A 26,056-nucleotide genomic window follows, 5' to 3' on the forward strand; every position below is an offset into this window, starting at 1 on the left:
ATGAGTTTTCCTTTCGCGAAGAAAGAATTCGAAGGAGCATGGCGTTGGAGCGGGTCCACCCCCGACGCGCCACAGGCCCCGGTATTGCCAATCCAGAAAGCTTCAAGCCAGCCGGTATTCTCGGACTGGCTTAACGGCTTTGTAAGCGGTGTTTTCGGGCGTGACCGGACCCATCTGCCCAAGCGCCGCGCCGGTATTGATACGTTGGAGCCGCGTTTGCTTCTGTCGGCGGACCCGCTTACCTCGGTCGCGATGACGATGAGCGCGGGCGAAGCCACCCTGCGTGTGGCCGAAGTTGAATATAATCGCGGCACGGAAGAAAACCCTGACAACGTCACCGAACGGCGCGTGCAGCTGATCCAAGGTGTGACAGGCGCGGGGGCCGACAACGTGGTGGCGGAACGCCGGATCGTCGAGATTGACGGCAAGAACCGCATCGTTACGGGCGGTTGGGATGAAAGCAATTCGATCCTGACCGACCTGACCGTAGGCGGCAGTTCCGGCGTTGACAAGCTGACAATTGACCAATCCATTCTAAGTCTGGCTGACTTCAACCAGTTCAGCATCAATCTGGGCGCCGGTGACGATGAGATCATCGGTCCAGAGGCATCGGCCGGGCTTGTCTGGTCGCTCAGCGATACGGCCGGCTCTGGCGAATTGGCGATCCTTCAGCCCACGGGCGATGCCACCAATCCCACCGCAGCGGACCGTACCTTGGATAACCGCGTCACCTATGAAGGTGGCCGCGATGAGTTCTTGCAGTTCACCGGCGTCAAGAAGATCACCGCTGAGGCGACCCGCGATATCATCGCCGATCGCACAGGCGGCGCGGCGGAATATGGGCTGACGTGGTCGTCCTCGGGCGAAGTGACCTTGCAGCAGCGGACCTCGGTTTCGGGCGTGGGCGGCACCGGTAGCGGCGTCGGCGTCACGATTTTTGGGGCCGAAGGTCTGGCGGGCAGTGGCGGAAATGATCTGCATGTGAACCTGTCGGGGCAATCCGTTTCCACCGGCTTTGCAGGCGCTGATCTGAATGCTGAAAGCGGTGAGATCCGCCTTTATGCATCGGTTGATGTCGCGCGTCTGTCACCCACGATGTTTGAGACCCAAGGCGCCACCGGCATGACCGGCACAGGCGGTATTGATATCGGTCGTGCGGGACGCGGCGTGGATATCGACCTTGGGGGCGGCGTCGATAAGCTGGTTGGCACCGATGATTTGATCGAATGGAGGATTACGGGCCGAGGCACGGGCGCGACTTTCGCCGGCAGCGGGACGTTGAATTTCTATGACTTCCCCGAAAGCCCGGCCACCCCGGAAGAGGCAAGCGACTGGATTGAATACGCCAATACCCAAGCCAATTTCTTTGGCGTGGATGAGATCGTTGGCGGCGACCGGGATGACCGCCTGATCCTCGATTATGCTGCGGGTCTGAATGTTCTTATTCAAGGCACCGAAGGGGAGCCTACGGTTGAGGTTTCCGGTGGCGGTGGGGTGGACCTTCGGGCCTTTGCCGTAGAGGTTCTGGATGCCCGCCAAGGTGGCGCAACCGTTGATTATCGCAACCAGTCCTATGACGTGACGATTGATTTCGGCCTCGGAGAGGCCACGGGCTTCCTGTCGATCAGCGGCTTTACCGGCGCGATTACCGGCGCGGGCGACGACCAGGTTATCGCCGCCACTGACACCGTTTTGATCCAGACGGGGGCGGGCGAAGATATCATCACGCTGACTCGCTTCACCTCGGCGGCCACTATTGATGCGGGCGCAGATGAAGACATTTTGCGCGGTGACACAGACGCGCGGTCCAATGAAATCGCTTACGTGGATGACGGCGACCCGAACACCCCGGCACCAGAGCTGAACGCAGCCGGGACACATTACACCGACCCCTTGGGCAGCGAATTCCGCGTTGAAGTGTTGGACGGCAACGGCGCCGATGGCCGCTACCGTACCGTGCTTGGTAACGGCACCGCGCAGGGCGCTGTTGCGACCTTCGCGAACGTTGAAAGCATCGAGGGGCAAGGCACGTCCGGCGATGACGATACGCTGATCATGGCGCTGACGGGCACGACGCCAGACCTCGTTTGGCACGTCACCGACGTCTACAAAGGCGTGATTACAGCGGGCGCTGTGACGCTGGCCTATTCCACCATTGCGCGCGGCGTGAATGCGGGATCGCGTGACCTGACGCTAAGCTATTCGGGCGATGGCAGCGACATCGGGGAATACACCGGCGATGTGATTGTCGATCTGATGGACGGCGTCGCCGCAGGCCTCAATGAGTTCTCGGGCGACGTGCAAACGCTGATCGGCTCGGCCAAGAACGATGCCTTGTTGGGGAACGCGGCTACGACTTTGATCCGTGGCCTTGATGGCGACGACCAACTGGGTCTTGTCACGCTGGACGGCGCGACGGCAGAGGGCGGCACCGGGGCGAACACCCTAGCGTACCGCAACGCCACCGGGATCGTAACCTTGACCGGGACCGAGCTTGCGCAACTTGTGGGCGGTACGACAACGACGGCCACCCATTCTGGTATCGTCGACGCCGTTATTCTTGCCGATGAGACCGACACCTTGGGCGTCACCATTGATGCAGCCGCGTTTACGGGCAGCACGATTCTGAAAGGGGCGGCGGGCGTTGACCTGCTGATCAGTGGGCAAGGGGCTGAGAATGTCTTCATCGCCTCGGGCGGCGCGGATGTGATGAACAACTCCAGCACCACTGGCGCGACCTATGTGGGCCAAGACCTTGTGGGCGATTACACCGCTGCCAACACTGCGGCGGCAATTATCACGGTTTCCACGGTGGGTGCTGTCGATACTCTTAACGGGGTCTTCTCGCTGATCCGCTTGATCGGGGATGAGAACGACAACGTTTTTGATGCCTCGGGTCTAACCCACGCCAGTGCCGCGCTGTTCGGCCAGGGCGGCGACGATGATCTGATTGGCGGCGCGTTGGACGACACCCTGTCAGGCGGCGAAGGCCACGATAGCTTTGTCGGCGGTGGCGGGACCGGTGACACGGTTCAGGAAATCGGCTTCCGCTCCTACTTCCTTGGCGCTTCCGGCCTGTTCCACGACAACGAGGCCGATACGGGCTCTGTCCTTGGGGTGGATCTGCCCGCCTCGACGGCGGATGGTGATGGCTTCCAGCTAGAGATTGTGGGCCTTGATGGCGTCGCCCTGTCCACGGCGACCCTGTCGTTCGATGCCGAGACTTTCCAAGTGGAAACCGCCATCAGCGCGCTGCGTCAATTTGATCAAACCGCCTATGATGTGGTGGTGACCCGTGATGGGGACGGGCGGATCACGCGGGTCGAGTTGCAGTTCAAAGCGGCTTATACGGGCCGCGATCTGGGTCTGGCCATGACGGCACGAGGCACCAACACCGCCACCTCAGGCGGCGCGGCGGTGGCATTTACGGCCGTTGGCGCCGAAGTGGCAGGCACCCGTGCGAGTGCTGTGGAAACCCTTTCGGGGGTAGAGATTGCTGACCTTACGTTTGAGACGGAAATTGCCGGTGTGGCGGACGTCGCAGGATGGTCGGGGGCAGTGAAAATCACCGGGTCTGACCGCACAGACCACGTGACCCTTGGGGCGGACGACAGTGCCGCCTTGGGCGATGGCAATGATTACCTGACCCTGACCGGCGCGGGCGCGATCGCCGCAGATGTCGTGCTGGACGGCGGAGAGGGCTTTGACCGTTTGACCGCGCAGACACCTACGCAGGTATTGACGCTGACCGATGCGACAGTCTCCTTCGGCGCGGGCGCTTCTGTTAATCACGCGGGCTTTGAGGATTACACCCTGCTCGGCTCGGGCCTTGCCGATGTGATCGACGCCAGTGGCCTTGGCGCGGGCGCTTTGACGGCAGCCACCGAACTTTTGACGCTCAATAACGGGGCCGGTCTGCCGATCCGAATGTCCGACAACGACGCGATGGAGGTCGTTAACCGCGACGAGTATGGTGTTCCCCTTGCGGCCGAAGCCTTCGACAACGGTGAACGGGCCTATGACCTGAAAGTCATCCACGGGGATGGCACCATCGGCTATGTGGACCTGCAACAAGGTGCCGAGACGATGGCGGACGTGCTTGCCGCCTTTAACCTCGTCGACAATTTGTCCGCGACGATCACGGCGGGGCAGTTGGTGATTACATCCAGCATCACCACGGGCGATCTGCGGTTTGAAGGCATCGAGGTGGATAATTCCGGCTCTGCCGGGGCACCGACAACGGCGCAGCCCAACCCGGTCGTGACCGATATTTACGTCGATTCCTCGATGCTGGAGGCCTTGGGCCTGTCGGACGTGGTGTTCAGCGGCAATTCTGTCACCTCGACCTTGGGCAGCGGCGTCTCGGCGATGATCGACGGCGGCGCGGGCGATGACACGATCACGGGCTCGGCCGGGGATGATCTGATCATCACGGGCCAAGGCGTGGATAGCGTGACCGGCGGGGCCGGAACGGATCATCTGTTGCTGAGCCAGGCAGGTTTGGCGGGCGACTTTACCGTTACCTCGGCCACGGGCGGGCGCTTTGACGTCGGCGTTGGCGGGACGACAGCCACCAATTTCGGCGGTATTGAGACGCTGGAAATCTGCGGCGATACCTCGGCGCAGTCGGTGACGGCCACTGATTGGACCGGAAACTTCATCTACCGTACCGGCGGCGGTGCTGACACCATCGCGAAGTCCAGCGGCAAGAACACGATCATCGTCGATAGCCCCACAGGCACCCCTGCAACCCCCACCATCACTGGCGCGGCCAATCCGCTGGACGAAGTGTTCTTCTCCATGAGCGGTGAAGTCACCGCAGATCTTTCGGTTCTTCTGGCCGGGATCACCGATGCGATCACCTTGGGGGCCACCCCCGTCAAGATTGACGAATTGCGGACCACGCGGGTCGAGGCGAACCTTAACGGCAACCTGACGTTCACTCAAAACGCCAACTTCACCAGCGGCGGTCATGTGACGATCGAAAGTGAATCGATCTCGGTGACCAATGACATCATCCAGACCGGCGGCACGCCCGACACCAACCGGCTGATCTTCAAGACCACCCAATTCTCTCAATCCCGTGGCACAATGATTTCGTCCACCGGGGATGTGATGTTCGTGGGCCGCGACGAAGACCGGCGTTGGACTTCGGGTTTCTACAAGATCAACGCGACATCCATTGATTATTCGTTCGGCGTCGATGGCACGTCGGGCATTGCGGACATTGAAGGCCGCAATATTCGGATTGACCTGCGTGCAGGCAAATTGCCCGCCGAGGAAATTTCGACCGGCGATACGGACGACGGCGGCTTCAACTTCCTGGAATCTGTGAAAAGCGCAGGCCTCAGCATTTTGGATTTCTTGGAATCGCTGGCGCTGATTTCGGCCAACTCGCGCCTTGTGGCGAATATTGATCTTGTCGCGACCGAGCATTCGCGCTTCACCACCACGGGCACCGGAGAGCACGGCGACCTTGATATTCGCGTGGTGACCGAGGGTGTGAACTCGGCCAAGCCAATCTCCATTCTGGCCGGCTTGGGTTTTGGCCTGGGGCAGGTCTATCAGCACGTCACTATCGACGCTGACCTTCAGATTTCCGGCGACATGGACCTGCGTTCCATCGTGGATATGTCCAACTCGGTCACCGCCGGGTCTGGCGGCCTTGCGGGCTTCGGTGTCGGTATCGCTGTTACGGTGACACTGATCGAGAACACGGTTTCCGTAACCCCCAAAGCGGGGAGCAACATTGTCGGAGACTTGCGCGTCGCAGCCGACACGATCGAGCGCATCTATACCGAAGGCACGGCCAGCGCCGGGGAAGACGGCGTCTTTGCGGTGGGTATCGCGGTAGAAGTCGGCATAAACACCACCACCGCCAGAGTTGCGGGCGCGGACCTGAGCGTTGGTGGCAATCTAGTTGTGCAGGCCAGCAACCACAAAATGGCGCTGCTCAAGAAGATTGGCTACATCATTCCGTTCCAAACCGTTGGCACGACGGCGGGCGCGGCGGTGGGCACCGTGTCTGGCGGCAACTTCATTGACGATGTGATCAAGGGCCTTGTGCCGACTGATGCCGTGAAAACGGTCGCGGTTAGCCAAGCGGCGAAGAAATCCGACAACAAGCTCATCCAATGGGTGAACAAGAAGATGGAGCCGTCGAAAAACCCACAGCCGCCGAAATTCCAGATTTCGGGCGCGATCGGCATCCAGATTGATCACGACACCGTCGAGGCCGCGATTGGAAATGCCGATGGGTCTGCCAGCCTGATCAAGGTCGGTGGCGACACCAGCGTTAATGCGATTGCATCGGTGCGCCCCAAGATGATTGCCACGGCGTTCAGCTCGAACGAGGGCGCGAAGTCGGGCTCCACTGACAAAGCAGGTGCCGTCGCGCTGAACGTGGCAGATATGCACATCCACGCCGATGCGCTGATCGAGTCCGGCATGACCTTGCGGGCGCAAGGCGCAGTCAGTGTGAACGCGAGTTCCGAGAACAAGATTGACCCCTTCGGCATCTGGGGCGGCAACCTTGTGAAGCCGGTGCTTGATGCGGCGGGCAACCCGACGTACCGGCTCGACAACGGTGTGCTGACCGATGGCGACGACGCGCCTGTGACCGGGTCCGTGAATATCTCTGCCGGGGATCTGGTGCAGGATGGGGACACTCGCTGGCGGGCGAAGCGACCTCAGACGGGAATTGATCTGACCACGGAAGATTTCGCCAGCGAAGTTTTGAGTTGGGAAGAGGTGACCCCCACGGGCACCGCCGTCACCGTCTTCGGGACGGCTGCGAACTACGTGGACGACAACTTTGGTCTGGCGGGCAACCTGTTTGACGTTTGGGCCCAAAGCTATGCGCGGGGCGAGACCTTTGGCCTTGCGATCTCCACGTCTGTCATTGTGCTAGACTACACGGCGAACGCAGAAATCAAGGATGGCGCCAAAGTTGTTCTGACCGCGACAGGCGAAGACAACGGCGCCGTTGGCACCGGTAATGACGTCAGCGTCACGGCGGCAGCGCAAAACGATATGATCGCGCTGCATGGCAACTTCGCGCCGTTCGGTCCGTCCACGGGTGACGGCGCTAGCCCAGAGCGTAACAAGGGCTTCAAGGAAGGCCTGGGCAGTTTCTATAAGAATTACAAAAATGAGGTTAAGGGCTCCAAGGCCGTTAAAAACCCATTGGGCGACCAAGAAACTGACAACGCCGTGGGCGCTGCGGTTTCGATCCTGTTTGAATCCACCCGAGCGACTGCAACCATCGGCGACGCGACGATCATCGCCAATGATGTCACCATGGCCAGCTCTGCACGGCATCTGAACTTTGGCCTTGCTGCGGCGGGCGGGAAGGGCGGCGCGCTGTCGCTGAACGGATCGTGGAACCACACGACGGTCAACAGCTCGGCCATTAGCCGCATCGGTTCGGGCGCGGATATCACGCTGTCGGGCGACCTTGATGTGGACGCGACCGAGCTGACGACGATTGTTCAATTCGCAGGCGCGGTGTCGCAGTCGAATTCCGTCGCCGTGGGTATTTCCGGCCTGACGTTCCTGAGCGACCGACGAGCCGATGCGATTGTTGGCGGAGGTGTCGGCGGCGGCAGCATCGACGTGGACGGCGACGTAACTTTTGATGCGGGCGTTGAAGGCGTCATCATTGGCGGCGCGATTGCCGCGGCCATCGCCAAACCCGCGCCCCCGGCCAGTCCTTCTGCCGGATCGGGCACGACGTCGGGCGGAGCCGCCGGGGCCGCTGGTGGCAATTCCGCGCTGCCCACGGGCGTTAGCCAACAGGCATCTAACAGCAAGACAGGCGTTTCGGTTGCGGGTTCTGCCATTGGGTATGAGGAAGACATCTTCGTTCACGCCGACATCACCGGTCTGGCGACACTGAACGCCGGAACCCTTAGCCTCCGGGCCGAGGATCGTGCGAACCGCATTCTGGTCACAGGCGGCGCTGCCGTGACGACCACCGACAAGGGTGTCGGCGTTGCCGGGGCGTTCGTCGTTGTCGTCAGTGATAAAGACATCTCGGCCACCGTTGCGACGAACCCGGGCCAAGCGATGGACCTGACCGCCGGGTCGGTTCTGATGAAAGCGGCGGATAAGGCCGTCTACTTCAGCCTTGCCGTTGGGGTCGCGGTCTCTACGGGATCAAAGGGTGTTGGGGTCTCTGGCTCGGTCACGGTGACGGTCGCCAGATCCGAGATTGATGCCGGCTTCCTGGGCCAATCCGACGGGAAGATTAACCTTTCCACCCCCGGCGCGGTCGACCTTGCCACCCGCAACGATTCCGTCTGGGTCCATATCTCGGGCGCGGGCGCTTACGGCGGTACGGCGGGCGTCGGCGTCTCGGTCGGTGTTGTCGTGATGGACAGCCTACTGGATACGCATCTGGATCACGTCGTTTCTGCGCCCACAATGCCAACGGGATCGGTCAAAGCGATTGCTGTGAATTCGATCACGCTGGTGAACCTGAGCTTCGGGGCGGCCGTATCTGGTGGCTCCAAGGGCGGTGCCGGTGTGGGCATGGTTGCCTTCAACATCTACCGCGCGTCCACAGTGGTCAAAAGCGAAGGCGCTGATCTGGACGTTTCGGGCACGGGGGCCGTTACGCTTGTGGCCTTCGACGAAACAGCACTGGCCGCCACGGCGGGTGGTGTGGCGATTTCCTCGGGCCAAGCAGCCGTGGGTGTCGCGATTGCGGTGAACATCGCGAAAGAGGGCGAAAAGAACGGCGTTACACGCGGCACGGAAGTGGTGTTGACCAACACAAGCCTGAGCGCGGGTTCCGGATTGCTCAGCACGATTGCCACCAGCGACCTGACCATGGTGTCAATTGCCGTGGCGGGGGCGGGCTCTCAGCGGTTCGCATTGGCGGGCAGTGCGGCAGTGAACCGCAACAACATTGGCACCAAGGTGACCGCGGATGAAGCAACGACCTTGACCGGGTCGGGCGCAATCCGGGCCGAGGCGGTGAACGTCTCGGACCACACGGCACTTGCGGGGGCCGTCGCGATCGCGGTTGATCCGGCGGCTGGCGCGTCCGGCGGGGCTGGCATAGCGATCAACTTGATCGACACGGATGTGACAACGCAGGTCAACGGCACAGTCACGACGCCGGGAAATGTCTCGGTCACGGCAAGGGCCGATCAGACCAACGTGACCATCGCCATGGGCGGTGCTGGGTCTGGCGGTTTCTCGTTGGGCGGATCGCTGGCGATCACCCATGTGGAAGGGGATGTCTCCGCAACGGTTGCACCCACAACGGCCAAGACGTGGTCGGTCAATGATTTGACGGTATCGGCGCAGGACAGCTCCTCTGTCACGTCTATCGCGGGCGCACTGGGCGTTGGCTTGTCGTTCGGCGGCGTCGGCTTGGCCTTCGGCTTCGTGAACATCACGCGGTCGGTCACCTCCTCGGTCGGGGGGCCGGTGACGATCAACGCAGCGGGCCATGTTGAGGTTTTGGCAGGCTCTCGCCGGTCCGCGACAGCGGCGGCGGATGATCCCTATCTGGACAATGCAATTGAAGGTCTTGGCGACGATGCCTTCAACAGCGACACGGGCGTTGGAGAGCAAGACCTACGCTCGCAAGTGGTGAACATTACGGCGGCAATCGGCGGGTCGAAGATGGTCGGGGTGGGCTTCAACCTGGCCCATACCAAGGTTGACCGGACGATCAGCGCCACGGTTGCCGATGGCGCGACATTGAACCTGAACACCTCCAACACCGCTGTTCTGCCGAATGAAGCGGGCCAAACGCGCGGCTTGACCGTGCGCGCCGACGACGCTTCGGGCATTGTGGTCGTTGCCGTGGGCGCGGCGGCGGCCGTGGGGCCAGAGTCACCGATCGCCGTGGCAATTGCGGGTAGCGTTGCCTATTCGGATATCGAAAGCCACGTGGTGGCCGAGATCGGCGCCGCGACCATTAACCTGAACAACAGCGCCGACCTTGCGGTCCTTTCGCGCAACTCTTCGCTGATCGTGTCCATCGCGTTTGGCGCGGCAGTGGCCGTTGGTGGCACAACCGGGTCCGGGGCCGTGGGCTTCTCGGCTGGGGTAAACCGAGTGTCGGGCGAGGTTGGCTCGCGCCTTTCGGGCACAATCAACGCCACTGGGTCAGCGGTCGGCGCGAATAACATCTTCGTGGATGCCGAGAACACGGCGCATATCGTTTCCGTATCCTTGGCAGCGGCGATTTCCGTTTCGACTGGTGGCAAAGCCTCCTTCTCGGGCGGTGGCGCGGGGAGTGGCAGCATCATTCGCGGCGCGACCTATGCCGTTGTAAACGATGCAAAAATTGCGAACGCCGATACGCTTTCCGTTGACGCAGAGGCCAAATCCATCATCACAACTGTCGTTCTGGGCGTCGCGGTTTCTGTAACCGCGAGCGACTCTGGCGGGGCGTTCTCTCTCGGGATCGCGGCCTCGACCAATTCGACCGAAGGGTTGGGGCGCAACATCGCGGGCCTTCCCGCAGATGCAGGCTACATCGTCGCCTCTCGGATTGTGGACAGTGATGTCACCTTGCGCGGCGCGTTGAACGTCAATGCGCTGTCGGACCAGAAGATTACCGCCGTTGTCATCGCCGCCTCTGTCGCGGTTGCGGCAACCGGGGGCTTCAGCCTGTCGGCGGCAGGTGCCGGGGCGGGTGCTGGCAACTATGGCCAATCGCGCGTGCTGGCCGAGATTGTGGGTAGCTCTGCCTCTGATCGGGTGATCGCAGAGGGCATCACGGTCCACGCCATCAACGTATCGAAAATTACAGCCGTCATCGGGGCCGCTGCGGTTGGCGTCTCGGTCGCGGGCGGCGGCGGTGCGGCGGTTGCCCTGGCGGCGGCGGTTGCAGTGAACGAGATCGAGGCCTCCACGGTGGCGCGCGTTTCGGGGCTGTCCCATGCGCTTGGGCTCAGCGCTGGCAGCGGCGCCTTGAACATCCTCGCGGATACCACGCGCGGTTCGGGTGGCTCCAAGCAGATGCTTGAAATCAATACAGTTTCCGTTTCCGCAGCGGTGGCTGTCACGGCCTCCGGCGCGACAGCGATTTCGGTCTCGGCCTCTGGGGCCTTCGCCTTCAACCGGATCACCGGCGAAACGATTGCCGAACTGTCCGACATCAACAACGGACAGGCGGGATCGGTTACGGTTCGTGCACTGAACGAGGCTGATATCGACGCCAATGTTGTAAGTGTTGCGGCCTCTGTGGCGGCGGGCGCGGCGGGCGGGTCTTTGGGCGTGTCCATCGGGGCCGTGGTGGTCTCTAACAAGATCGGCACCAAGGACGACAACTTCGAGATCACGGCACGGGTAAAAGATGCCCGGATGTACGTCACCGGCGAGATGGATGTAACGGCGACCAACACCTCCACCATTAACGCCAGCGGATCTGCTGTTTCGGCGGCGGTTGCCGTATCCACCGATCTGGCGGGCGCGTTGTCCGGCGCCGGCGCAGGCGTCTACAACACGGTGCGCATGAACACCTTGGCCGAGGTGTCGCGCGACAACGGACCGGCGGGCGCGAACAACATGTTGACGGTCGGAAGCCTTGCCGTTTCCGCCACGGATACGTCCGACATCGACGCGGTTGCCGTCGGTGCATCGGTTGCAGCAGCGGTTTCCGGACTGGGTGTCGGTGTGGCCGTGTCCATTGGTGTGTCGATTGCCAGCAACGATATTTCTAACAGCGCGGTTGCCAAGATTGAAGACAGCGCTTTGGCCTCTGACCTTATGGTTTTGGCGGGTAGCGCCGGAACAGGTGGGTCGATCTCGGTTCTGGCAGAAAACAACGCGACGGCCTTTGCCAAGGCGGTTGCGGCGTCGGTTGCCGCTTCCTTCGGCTTGCTCGGTAGTGTGGCTCTTTCGGGCGCCGGTGGCCGGGCCGAGAATCTTGTCAGCAACGTCAGCGAAGCGCTTGTCACCAACGCCCGGCTCAGCGTTCAGGGCCCTGTGGGGACGGGCGCTCGCGATCACGGCGGCATCAACGTTAAAGCGACGAGCGACACGGATCTGACCGCCCATATCGTTTCCGTATCGGCGGCGGCCTCTGCTGGTCTGGTGGCGGGTGCAGGCTCGATCGGTGTGTCGATCCTCTTTAGCCGCGTGGGCGGCGACGCCGCCGCAGACCGTGAACATCGCACGCGAGCGGTTGTGAGCGGATCGGTTCTTGAGGCAAGCGGCGCGATCACGATCAACGCCGACGCGATCGAGACCCACCACGTCGAAGCGGCGGCCGCATCCGTGGCGATTGCCATCGGGATCGGCGGCGCAGTTGCCGGTGCCGGTATCGGCGTGACGGTAACCAACTACTCCACGGTCGAGGCCTTGTCCGACAACAGCCTGCTGACGGCGGGTGGCGATATCTCAATCACCTCCTTTGCGGAAACCATCGTTGATGACTCCGTGCCCCTTGGCACGCCCTCCACCATGGTCGGCGTCGCCGTATCGGTCGGGCTCGGCGCGATCTCGGTTAACGTAAACATCCTGCATGTGGATGTGGAAAACACCTCTCATGCGTTCATCACCTCGGACGCCAGCAGCGGCACGATTGTGGACGCAGGTGGCGATCTTACCGTCGCAGCGGATTCGCTGGCCACAATGGTTGATCTCAATGGTGTGGGTGTTGCGATTGCCGGTGGCGGTATTGCGGCGACCGGCGGCGGCCTCGAAATTACGATGACGGCGGCCAATGATGTGCAGGCCAAGATTGATCTTGGGAGCCGGAACGCTCAGGTCCGGGCGATGACTGGCGACATTATCGTAAAGGCCAACGAGGTTGCGAATTTCGGCAGCGACGTGGTTAACCTTAATGTAGCGGCCACTGCCATCGGGATTGCGGTTGGTGCGGCTGTTGTGACGAACCGGCATGAATCGACCGTTGCGGCCACGATCAAAGACGCCCGCGTGACCGGGCTTACGGTCACGGCTTTGGCCACAACGGACGTCAACATTAACGAGACCAAGACCACTGGCGTCAGCGTTGGCCCCGTTGCGGTAGAGGTCAACGTTGCCCGAGCCGAGGCCGATGGCCAGACCTACGTCGATGTCGATAATGCCGTGGTCGTCGGGCAAGACCTGGTCGATCTGGCGGCGCGGGCGAACCTGTTCCTGCGCTCGACGGCGACGGGCGTTTCCGCGGGCCTGGGTGCCTTTGGCTCTCAGCATACCTACACCGATGCGGGCCGGAGCCATGCCGTTGATGTGGGTGTGAATATCAAAGCCGGGTCCGAGTTGGTATCAATACAGGTCAACATCATTTCTGACCTTTCCACGGATATGTTCGCCCGCTCCACCGCAGGCGGTGGCGGCGGCCTTACCGCCTTGGGCGCGCTTAGCAACGTGCGCGATAATGCGACCTCGAAGGTCACCATTGCCTCTGGCACGGAAATTCTTGGCGACGGCGTCAACATCGCTGCCCGCGCAGATCGGGAGATGGACGGCAACGCCGACGCTTATTCCCTCGCGGTGGCATCGGGCGCGGGCGCAAGCCTGACCCTTGCGGCGGTTGGCGATGCGATTGTTGAATTTGAGCAGGGCGCGGGGCGCACGAAAATCAGTGGCCGGGCGATCCAGATCGACAGCTACAACAAGGTTTACAAGGAATCGATCATCAATTCCTCGGACTCCAACACCGTTTATTCGGGGGCGGGGAACCTTGCAGGGCTTAGCATTATTGGGACCAACTCGGACATCGGGACCAGCGCCGACAAGTCCGTGTCCAACGTCCTTCTGGGCGACACCTGGATCGAAGGGCAGGGGTCGTTCACCAACCCAAGCCGCGTCACGGTGCGGGCGCTGACCAACCACTCGGTCGCGGATTCCGTGGCCGTTGATGCCGTATCCGGCCTTGCGGGTCTTGCGGTGGCAACCACATTCCAGACCATTCACGCTGATACGAACGTGTCCATGAACGGCGCGTTTATCGACAACCTTGGCGGCGAGGTAATGATCGAAACCCGCGCCAACCTGCGCAACACGACCGACGCCGCCGTCTTCCAGACCGGCGCGCTGTCTGCCAACCTTGGCATCAACGCCAAGGCCGAGACCTATAGCACCACCTCAATTGATGTGGACGATTCCACAATCGAAGGATCGCGGGTCGAACTGAATGCAGGTAAGGCCAACGGCATCGTGAACTCTACCGTGTCGCGTACGGCGGCCAACGGTAGCCTTGTGTCCCTGGGCATCTCGCTTGGGGTGGCGTTGCAGACCAACACGACAAACCTGACGTCCACGGTGAATGTGACCGGGACGAGCAAGGTCAACTCTGCCGGGAACCTCGTGCTTTCCGCCGAACGGGGCCTGCTGCAAGAAAGCAACGACGGCTTGGTGCTGGTGCTGGCCGTTCCGCCGTACGGTTACAACGTCACCAATCAGGGCGGTCATACCGCATCCAACAACGTCAATATCGACAGCGGAGCGTCTTTGCGGGCGGGCGTGAACTATCAGACCTATTATGAGGTCGGATACGTCGGCACCAACTCGTTGAACCAATGGGCCGATAACATCAACTCAGGCGATGCAACACGTCAGTTGACTGCCGCCGAGAAGGCCGAGATCGGCGTTGCCGAGAACCAGGATTACACCATTGGGTTCTGGGATTCGAACAACCTCGCCATTGATGTGGCCCAAGGCGATGTGGTCCAGTTGGACGCGGCCAATATGGATCGCTGTACCGGGACTGCAGGGCATTTCTACGTGTTCTTGGGCAGCGGCACGATGCCGATTGTCACCCAGGCGACCGACTATACCAACACGGCGCTGTGGCATGATCTTGGGGCCTCCCCAAGCCAGCAGTTGCAAGATGTCGCGGTGAACTCGAACGCGCTGGCCTACATGCGCAATGCCTTCTTCGAGCAGATCGTTGTGGTGCGCGCGGCGCGCCTTGATGATCCGGTGATCTCGGTGGGCGAATTGGCGACGCTTCTGGCGGCGCAGTACCAGCAGATCCAAGGCTGGATTCGTGACCACAACTCCAACCCCGACGCCTTGGTGCGATACGCGGCGCAATTGGCGCAGATCGAAGTGCAAATGCGCCAACTTGGTCTGACCCCGCCAAGCGAAACGGGCGGCGTTCCTGTCGTAAACGAGTCGTTGCAGGCGATCTTCATCACCATGCCCGACATCACGGCGGCACCCGGTTCGATCTACATCCACAGCGATGCCCCGGCCTCGTCCTACAGCACCCTTGTCGGCGGCACAGATCCGACCCTTCTGGCGCACAAGGACGTGCAGGTTGATGTGAAGTCGGACCTGTTCATGATGCACCGGGTCAACGATGTGGTCATCAAAGACACGCGTATTGCGCGGATCAGCGAAGCGACGGGCGATTATCTGGAGTTCGCGCCGGGCAACATCTACGCGAACGACGCCCTGGTCCCCGGCAGCACCGTTCGTTCCGGCGCGGCAGAGGCCGAGATCAATATCCTCGTCAATTCTGGCAACAAGAGCGACTATGCCTACATTGACGCCATCGCCACAATCTATGCCGCCAACAACTCTGTGCCTGATCCAGCAAACCCGGAGAACCTGATCCCGGCGACCCTGCCGAACCTGCCGCCTGATCTCTATCTGTTGGGCGCATTGGTCAACGATCTGGGCGCGGTGAAAGTCACAACATCCACGGGCGCAATCCGTCTGACCGGGACGATCCTTGCCAAAACGGTGAATATCTCGTCAGGCGGTGATTTCATCGTATCGACGGACTGGTATCACGCAGGCGCCAATCCGCAGACCTACGACGGCGTCATTGATTGGCGTGAAGCAATTGAATCGCGCGGTCCGGGCCTGAGCAAGAAGGGTGACAGCAACACCAACTACGGCGTTGAATCCGGCAATGGCGCGTCCGCCACAGAGGGCAGCACCGCAGGCACAACTGCCGCTGACGCCATTGAGGCAGCCAAGATCGCCGCCGCGTCGAAATCGGCTGTGATCGCCAATGGCGTGGTCTCCATCGTTGCGACCAATGTGAACGTGAACGGGTTGATCCAATCTGGCGTGCAGGAAGCCTCGATCTATATCCCCGAGACCTTCACCCCACCGGCCACAAGCCGGTCTCTGATTACGTCGGCGGATGAAGGGTTGGGCGGCATTACTTTCGCCTCGGTCAACGGGACGCAAGTGCCGCTGCGGGGCCGTTGGGACGCGATAGAAAAGGCGATCATTCTGGACGACATGGCCTTTGCCGGGGGCCGGATTGAGATTACGGGCAACGTGTTCTCGACAGGTCAGGGCCAACTTCTGGTGGCTTCGGGCTACGCGAACTTGCGGATTCAGAACCACTCCACCGAAAAGTTGATCCTGAACAATATCGACACAAGCCTGGACCGCGAAGGCGTGATCCAGATCACTGATACCTTGGGCAAACCCGCAAACTGGGTCGCCAAGCGCACCGTCTATACCGAGAATGCCGGTGGCATGGATGTCACCGTTTACAGGGGCGACATCGCCCGTGATCCGGACACCAACGATTTCCTCGGCGTGACCTTCACGGCGCAAGGCACGACCAGCCTGAACCAGACCCGCACGACCTATGACCCGAAAGAGGATACGTTCTACATTTGGACTGCGGGCCAGAAACTGACGCTCCAGACAATCGAGACGCGCTACACCAAGACGTTCAACTTCTTCTTCAATTTCAACGCAGGCGCGGGCACGTTGTTGTCGGAAAACGTTGAGCCCGTGGACCCACGGCCGCTGTCGGAAAGCGAGTCGATCCAAGCGCTGAATGAAATTCAGGCGCTGGGGGGCTGGAACGTTCTGCTCAACAGCAATGGGACGCCGATCGACGGACAACCGACAGAGAACGCCGACATTATCGGGCGCTTCTCGAATGTATCGAACGCGAAGGTCGACCTGAAAAACGGCGATATCGTCAAGTCGGGCAGCACATATTATCAGTTCAAGGGGTACAATGGCTCTACTGGCGTCAACCTGGAGGTCGAGCTGAGCGATTTGTTCACTGAAGGCGGAGATCTGAAAACCGACTTCGGGCCCACAAATGACGACCTGAACAACAGCTTCAATGTGGTCACTTCCGATTTCGACGAATCCGATGCCGACAAGGGCGAGTATCTCTCAGACTACAAAAACAAGACCGTGACCGAGCGTCGTTGGTCCGAGGGCGGCGGTTATCTGAAGAAAAAGACGGTCTATAATGAGAAGACGACCGTCGAGGGTATCAAGAAATACTGGGATATCGGCCTGCGTGCCGACCACGCGATCGAAGTGGGCTTCCTGACCTCCAGCGCGATCCCGACGGTTCATATTGAGAGCGTCGGCGATTTGCAGATTACGGGCAGCATCGAGACGGCGGCGCATGCGTCGGTGTCGATCAACAATGTGTTCGGTACGGCCAGCAAAGCAGTGGGCATGAACGGCGGCGCTGTAATCGCGACCGACCGGATTTCGATCAGCGGCGACTTCCAAGCCATGCGCACAAACGGCAAGGTTGATTTGACGCTGGTGACGTTTGTTGACCCGCCGGCACCTGCTGCCCGCTCGGCGCGGTCCTTTGCTTCGCCTGAGTTGACGGCGCCGACTACCGCAAAGATCATTGATATCGTGTCAAATTCCGACATCGAGATCGGCATCGGCTCCAACACCAATGCCGACGGCTCGGTCATTTTGCGCAAAGCATGGTCCAATGGCGGCAATGTCTACATCAACGCGCCACAGGGCATTTTTGCCGAGGTTCGCGCGGGCTCGGAACCGCATGTCAAAGGCAACCGGGTAGAGCTGCAATCGACCCAGTCGACCATCGGCACGACAACCAATCCGATCCTGATTGATACCAACCACATGGTTGTTGGCGGCGGCTTTGCAGCTGCGTCTGCCCTAGGCGTTCATATGGTGGAAACCAGCGGCGATATGCATTTGGTCAAGCCCGAAGTGATTACCACGGACTTCATCCGCGAAGATCAGCCAGAAGGCACGATTTCCGTCGGTACGCTGAACGGCATTGTCAGCCTTGGCACCCTCAGCGGCAATATCCTCGACTACAACTTCGAGGATGACACCGCGCTGACAGAGGCCCGCTTGGCGGCCTACCAAGATCGCTTCGGTCTGGCTGATGCCAACCGTACCATCGCTGGCCGCGCATTGGACGGCGCGGTTCGGACCGCAAACTCCGAGTATAACGACTATTGGGCCTTGGTCCGCACGCCGGGCGGTTCTGGACCAGTCAGCGCTGACCTCAATTCCGTGGCGGCGTTCAACACTTTGGTCACCAATACCGCCACAGCCAATGGCATTTCCGAGGCCGACGCACGGGCGCAACAGACCGCGCGTTTTGCCGATATTCACGCGGCGGAGTATGATAAATCTTACCGCGATACGGCCAGCTACAACGATTACTACGCGATCATCTTCAACGCGGGCGAAACTGTGGCCGTTGCAGATATGTCCACCTTCAAGGCCGAGGCCGCGCGACAGCTGGCCAATAGCTTCGGCACCTCTTTGGCGGAGACCTATGGCTCTATCCACCGTTTCCTTGCAGGTCAGGATGTGGGCGCTGCCAGCGCCGTGCGTACCTATATCGACAGCATCCACGTCGATGCCGTCGATAAGCCGGATCTGGGGGCAAGTATTGGCCTTCAGGCGCTGGTAGATGCTGAATTCCCGGCGGCGACGCCCCAAGAACGGGCTGACGCGATTGAAGCTGCGGTAAACAAATTCCGCATCATCCATGATGCGCTTTGGCAGGCCAGCAACGCGACGCTGACAGCCTATGTGACCGAAGTTCGCCTTGGCGAAGAAGCGGCAGGCGTCAATGCGGATATCGTTGCCATGTTCACCACCGCACGGGGCGATATCAGCGCTGATCTTGCGGCGGGCACGTTTGACGCCCTTGTGCCGGGCTTTGATGGGGCGGCTACGGCAGCGTCGATCAACACGGCGCTGGAATACCGCTTCACCGTCTTGCACGAGGCCAACAAGGATCGCGCGACGCCAAAAGCCACCTACGTCGAAAGCCTGTTCCTGGAAGACGCGGCACGCGACGCCGCCATCGACGTGGAACTACAGAAAATCGGCAGCATGAACAGCGCCTTGCCGTCTGCTGTGGCCAGCAAGCTCTACCCGCTGCTGCAGGTCGGTGCGATCCTTGGGGGCGCGACTGCCGCCGCCGAGAACGCCAACATCATTGCGCCTGAGGTGATCTTGAACGCCGCCGGCGACAAGGCCGCCGGTGAAGGCCGTATCGGCACGCTGACAGAGCCCGTGGACATTGATTTCACCGCCGATGTGGATATCCACGATGGCCTGTCCAACACGGAAAAACAGAAGCGTCTGGACGCCCAGAACCTGCGCCGTGCCTTGCAAACGCAAGACGTGATCGACGTGGTGCATCAGATTTATGTGCGCACTGGCGGCGAGACGATCATGGCCGCAGGCACTGCGCCCGCCGAGGGTGCGCTGGAGGCGGATAGCGGCAATTGGACCAAGGTTGACATGGTCTTCGCAGACCTCCTGGATGGCTCGCATCCAACGGCAACGGTCAAAGCTGGCGAAGTTCTGGTTCTTTGGAACGTCTGGCCCGACCAGACCGGCGGCGACGCAACCGCGCGCACCTACAAGTTGTTCCAATACAACGGCACCGCTGACGCAGTCTTCGATCCGCAATCGGTCAACTGGTCCGCGCCCGGTGGCAACTGGACCGACATTACCAACGCGATCAACAAGGTGCCTGAGACCGGAAGCGTGACGGTCGGCAACGGGGACTACTTCGAAGACCTGTGGGACGTGCAACGTGTCTCGGCGCAGCCCTTTGCCGATGTGAACCTGCGGGCAACCTCTACCATGGCTCCGTTGTTGCTTGAGATGATCTCGACCGGGATGGCGGGGATCGGCCACGATGGCGATACCCTGAATGTACGCAAAGCCGACAGCGGCGGGTTCCTTCGTATCCTGACGACAGGCGACCTGGTGGATGTGTCCGGAGCGTCGGGCCCTGCGGCCACGGCGCAAGAATACATCAGCCTGATCTCCGATGGCGAGATCGGCTCGGCTCGTACGGCCTTCACGATCAACGCCTCGGGCGACAGCGTGCTGCTGGTGCAAGCCACAGGGAACGCCACGATCGAGCAACAGGGTGGCGATCTGACAGTGCAACGGGCGCTTGTCGGCGGTGACTTGACGCTGACCATGGCGAACGGCCTGAAAATTGGCGATATCGACACCCTTGGGGGGACAGTGACGCTGGATGTGGGCGGCGATGTCACGGACCTTGCAAACGACGACGCGGACCCATCGGCGGATATCACCGCGGGGCGGTTGGTGCTGGACGTAGACGGCAGCTTCGGTGCGTCGGGCCAGCGGGTTGAGACCGACATCGGCACGACCGTTGAAGGCACGGTTGGCGGTGCGCTTTACATGCATGAATTCACCGTGCTGACCCTTGCTAACGCCGGGCTTTCGGTCACGGGTTTTGCCGACATCCTGGCCGAGCAATCAATTCAAGGGGCGGTTTCCGGCACACTTTCGGCGGCTGGCCTGACGATGCGCTCGAAGCTGGGGAACATCGGCGATGTTGGGCAATCCCTCGACATCCTGCTGACCGGATCGGCTACGCTTCTCAATGCGCAAGCGGTGAATGAAATCTGGCTCACTTCCAGAGGCGACATCCGCGTGGATGAGGTTCAATCCGGCAATATCGTGACGATCGCGAGCGCGACCAATATCGTTGACGGGAACACCGATAACCTCGTGAATATCACCACGACGACAGCGCGTTTGCAGGCCGGCGTGGGCATCGGCGGATCGGGCAATGATCTTGAACTGAACGTGGATCGACTTGCGATGGATGCGGGCCTTGGCGGCGCGGTTGTCGAAAACCTCAAAGCACTGCGGATTGACGAAAACTACTATGACGGCTTCGGGGTGAAATCTCTGGGCAATACGTACATTTACGTGCGCGAAACGACGGCGCTCACCGATGATCTGACCATTGATGCCAACATGAGCATTGGGGAAGCGGGCGAGACGCCCAAGAACCTGTTCCTTTATGTTGGCGACGACTTTGAACAAACGGCTGCCAGTACCGTGACGGTCACGGGCAACATGAATCTGATCATGGACCGCTTTGGCAACGACGGAAACATCGTTACCCCCGCGTTCGGCGACAGCTACCGCATGGGCTCCTCCGCTAATGTCTTCGGCGCGATTTCGGCGAATGCGACCTCTATTTATGGCGGCGACGATGCCGACAGCGTTCTGATCCAACCCGGCACGCTTAGCGGCGACTTCCAAGTTTTGACCGGCAACGGGAAAGATACGATTACCGTCACTGAATTGGGCGAGCGTGACCCGGCGGACCTGTTCTTGCTGGATGGTCAGGCGAATGCCGATGAATACATCATCAACCGCCGTAGCGGCGCGGTAAGCAATGTCATCACGGTCAAGGATTCCGGCAATGCAAATGACGGCGCGGACATTCTAACGATCAATGGCCGCGACGGCGCCGCGGATGAGGTCCTTGTCCGCAAGAACTTCATCGCGCTGTTGAACGAAAACCCCGATGGCTCGCGCTCCGACAAGTTTGAGCGGATCAACTACGATGGCTCGATCAACGGTCGTGTGCGGGTGAATACCCTCGGCGGCGACGATATGATTGCCTCCGATGACACGAGCACCCTGATGACGCTGGATGGCGGGGCAGGGGACGATACGTTCCAAATCGGTCAGATGTTCGGCTCGGACCGGATCGCGCCCAATGTGCTTTTGGGGGACGAGATCGAGACGAATGAAACCACACAGGGCTTCTTGTCTGTGGGCAACAGCCACCCGATGGTGGTATTCGGTGGCACCGGTGAGGACACATTCAACGTCTACTCCAACAAGGGCCTGACCAAGCTGTATGGCGAAGATGGCAACGACCTGTTCGTCGTGCGTGCCTTTGTTCTGGCAGCGAACCCGAACAAAACAGCGGGCGGCGGCGATGCAGAGGCATTCGGCGGCGGCGGCGACGACAGCTTCTTGTATAACATCAACGCACCGCTCGCCATCGACGGCGGGGCCGGGGTGGACACCATCGTCGTCTTGGGAACCGAGAAGAACGACAGCTTCCTGATCACGGAACAGGGCATCTTCGGTGCGGGTCTGAACGTCAGCTTTGAGGGCGTGGAACGGGCCGAGATTGACGGCCTTGAAGGCGATGACACCTTCTACGTGCAGTCCACGGCGGCGAACATGACGGTCACGGTCATCGGCGGCTTGGGCTCGGACTTCATCAGCGTTGCGGGTGATGTGACGACGGATATCGTGTCGCTTGAGGTCGAAGGATCCTCCGGCATTGTGAACCACGCGGTTCAGTCCGCCGATCCCGCCTATAACGAGATCTTTGTGGACGGCTTGCGCCTGAATGTCGCCAACGAAGGCTCTGGCCTGTTCGAGATCGACACCAGCGGCCTTGCAGTGTTGGAAGAAGGCGGCACCCATGGCTTCTACCGGGTGCGTATGACCGAAGCGATTGCAGCTACTGCCTATCTGACGGTGTCGGCGACACGGTCCTCCTCGCAGGATCGCAGCCTTGCCGGGACGCGCAAAGCGGAGTCCATCATGGTCTCGTCCAGCGCGACTTCGGGGTATGAGGAGGCTCAGGTACTGACCTTCACAAACACCACCGCCTGGCAGACCGTCTATGTGCAAGCACCTGAAGACGATGCGGCAGAAGGCACACGCAAGATCGTGGTGAGCCATCAGGCTGTCGCTGAAACGGCTGCGGCCGCGCCGATTGCGGAACGGATCAACACCACCAAGATCGCGAATGCGGAAGTCACCGTGTTCGACAACGATGCCTTTGGCATCCGCGTCGATGGCAACCCATCCTCGGTTAACATCGTGGAAGGTGGGGCGACAGCGACCCTGAACATCACCGCTTCGCGCCGCCCCGAGACCGGCGAAACCATTGTCTACGAGGTTGACTATCCCGCAGGCGATTACACTGTCACCAGCGCCGATGGGATGACCTATATGGCGGATGGCAAGCTGCACTTGACGTTCACCGATGCTAACTACGCGACCGGAATCGACATCGTCATTACGGCGATCGACGACACGATCGAGGAAAACCGCGAACGCCAGACCATGGCGATTACCTTTGATGCCACGGACACCACGCAGGCGTCCTGGGTTGATGTGGCCGACCCGACCGAAGTCGATGTGCGCATCTTTGACAATGACAAGGGCGAGGTCCTGGTAGCGGAAACCAACGGCGATACCATCGTTTCCGCCAGCGCGCCGGACACCTATACGCTGGTCCTGTCGAAAGAGCCGACCGCCGATGTGGTCGTCTCGGTCCTGACCGATGGCCAGACCATCGCCGACAGCACCGACCCTCGCTGGAATGCCGCTGACAAGACGGTGACCTTCACCGACGCGAATTGGGATCAGCCGATCACGATTGACCTGACGATTGGCACGGTGACCAGCCAGCCACAGCCCACCATTGATCCCGGCGCGCAGAACCATCTGCTGTCCGGCATCCAAGGGCCGCTGTTCCTGTTCGGCGGCACAGGCCCCGGCGCGGACCGCGCGATCATCAAGGGCGTGACCCTCCCGACCGAGACCGATACCGACCTGGTGCAGGTCTCCAACCCGGTCAATGAGGATGAGCAAACGGACCGCCTCGTCATGTTCAACGATGGCAGTGCAGCGGTTCAGTCGGGCACTTTGGAGGAAGGCAACCTGTCGGGCTTCGATATGGGCACGACGGATCTGACACTGAACTTCGGCACCATTGCAGTGCCAGATCTGCAAACCTTCCGGGCAGGCATCAATTATACAAACATGGAAGTGGTGGAGCTTCTTTTGGGCTCAAAAGCGGATACGCTGAATATCGACAGCACAGCGCAAGGCGCGTTGACGGTCGTGCACGGCGGCGGTGGCGCCGATACGATCCGCGTGACTGCGGGTGCGCAGGCGGGTGGCGCAGATCGCATGTTGGCGATCCTTGGCGATACCACCCAAGACGGCCAGCGCTACAATAGCCGCACCGATGCCCTCGATGGGTCGGGCCGCCAGTTTGCCGCCGGTGGCGATGACGTGATTGACGCCAGCGGGGCTTCGGGTTTCGTGATCGCTTACGGTGGGGTCGGTAACGACCTGATCACGGGCAGCAACCACAACGACCATCTGCTTGGTGGCTCTGGCGACGATACACTGCACGCCCTGGGCGGCTCGGATCATATCTATGGCGATAACGGCCTGCGTATTGATCAATCGGTTCGCCTGGATCAGCAGCCTCAGTTGATCTCCATCATCACCGAGCAAGCGCAGCCCGATGCGGGCTTCAACGCGCAGACCGGCGATGCCCTGGCGGCTGCGGGCAGTGATCTGATCACTGGCAGCGGCAGCAATCTGGTGGTCGCGGACTTCGGAATTGTGGATCAGATTGCCGGCACGAACCGCGCCTATGACACTGCAAGCCTTTTGGCCGTTCGCTCCCTGCGGGAGACGGAAGGTGGCGCGGATGTTGTTACCTTGACCGGAACGGGCCGCGATATTGTCGTCGGCGGTGCGGGTGCCGATGATATCGCCACCGCAGCGGGTGAGGCGATCATTTTCGGTGACACCGCGCTGCTCAGCTTCGCAGCAGACGGCGTACAGGCCCTTGTGGCCACCACCTCGGCCACGAACGGCGCGGTCGGTGACAATGATAGCATCAATGCTGGCAACGGCGCGGAATGGGTCATTGGCAGCGTCGGCGTTGACGAGGTGAACCTTGGCTCTGGCGGCGGTGTCGTCTTGGGCGACAACGGGCGGATCGAGGCGGATGCTGGCGGCCAGTTGGTGCGGATTGAGACCATCGAAAGCATCATCGGGGCAGGCGACATCATCACTGCCGGTGATGGCACAACCCACGTCTTTGGCGGCGCCGGTGCGGATGACATCACCACTGCCGGTGGCGACGATGTGATTGCGGGCGACATGGCTGTTCTGACCTTCAACACGGGCGTCCGGTCGGTATTTGAGAGCGTGATCGAAGACCCGGCCCACGGCGGCGACGATTCCGTAAGCTCTGGTGCCGGTGATGATTGGGTGATCCTGGGCGAGGGCGATGACACATCGCTTAGCGCAGCGGGCCTGAACATCGTGATTGGTGACGCAGGCCGGGTCGAGGCCGAAGGCGCCACGGGCTTCTATAACCGGGTGGAGTCGACGCAACCTGACACCGGCGGCAATGACTCGATCACCGGCGGCTCGGACCGGGACGTGCAAATCGGCGGGGCTGGCAGTGACTTGCTGATCGGCAACGCGGGCAACGATCTGCTGCAAGGCGATAATGGCTTGCTGACCCGGGTGGGCTCCATCGAATTCGGAGAGCGGACTTTTGAAAGCACCTTCATCCGGTCTGGCGGTGACGACACGTTGATCGGCGATACACAGGACGATCCGTCAATCGGGCGCGATGTCATGATCGGCGGCATCGGTGATGACCAATTCAGCCTCGACTTCGGCACCGACATTGCGGCGGGCGAATTCCTGCGGCTTCGGTTCGAACCCGTAGGTGGTGGCAAGGACTTGGTCACATCCTTCCTGACGCCCGCTGTTCGCGACCTCGATCTGTTGGTTCAGCTTACCCTTGGCGTGAACTTCGCCTCGGCCCGCTCCGAGATCATCAGCGTCAGCGCCGATGAGGAGGGGCTTGATCTGGGCGGCACGGTCAACCTAGGCACGCTGGAAGGTGAGCGCCTCGATCTGCTGTTCGAGCTGGCCGAGTTCTTTGGCGAAGCCGCGACAGATGATCTATTGTCGCTTCTGGCCGAGGCTGGCGGCGCGGATGGGCTATCGGGTTTCCGGATGATCTCTGAGGGGCAACTTCTGGGCGGCGGGGAAGCGAACCCGATCACCGAAGATGGCGCACCGCCAGAGCAGGATAGCGATCAGGGCCAAGGCAATGCGCCAGTTCCCGAGGATCAGGCGGCCTTGCAACCTGGCGGCGCGGCAGATCTTGCGCAGCTGGAGGCCGAGATTGCGGCCTTCATTTCCCAAACAGATCAAACGCCCCCTTGGCAGATGGGTGGCTGGCGCATAGGCACATAGGTCAATGATTTGA

The 26,056-nt window shown here is 60.9% G+C and carries 1 protein-coding gene; it reads left to right on the forward strand.

The window, feature by feature from the left end:
- Window positions 1–26,043, forward strand: a complete 26,043-nt coding sequence (locus tag AADW23_RS07555) for an LEPR-XLL domain-containing protein (RefSeq protein ID WP_341863900.1) — start codon at window positions 1–3, stop codon at window positions 26,041–26,043.
- The last annotated feature ends 13 nt before the right edge of the window (window positions 26,044–26,056 follow it).

The sequence above is a fragment of the Gymnodinialimonas sp. 57CJ19 genome (assembly GCF_038396845.1).
Classification (GTDB): domain Bacteria; phylum Pseudomonadota; class Alphaproteobacteria; order Rhodobacterales; family Rhodobacteraceae; genus Gymnodinialimonas.

What these genes read in the sequence shown, in the direction of transcription:
- AADW23_RS07555 (WP_341863900.1), top strand. Translation starts at nt 1, where the DNA reads ATGAGTTTTCCTTTCGCGAAGAAAGAATTCGAAGGAGCATGGCGTTGG.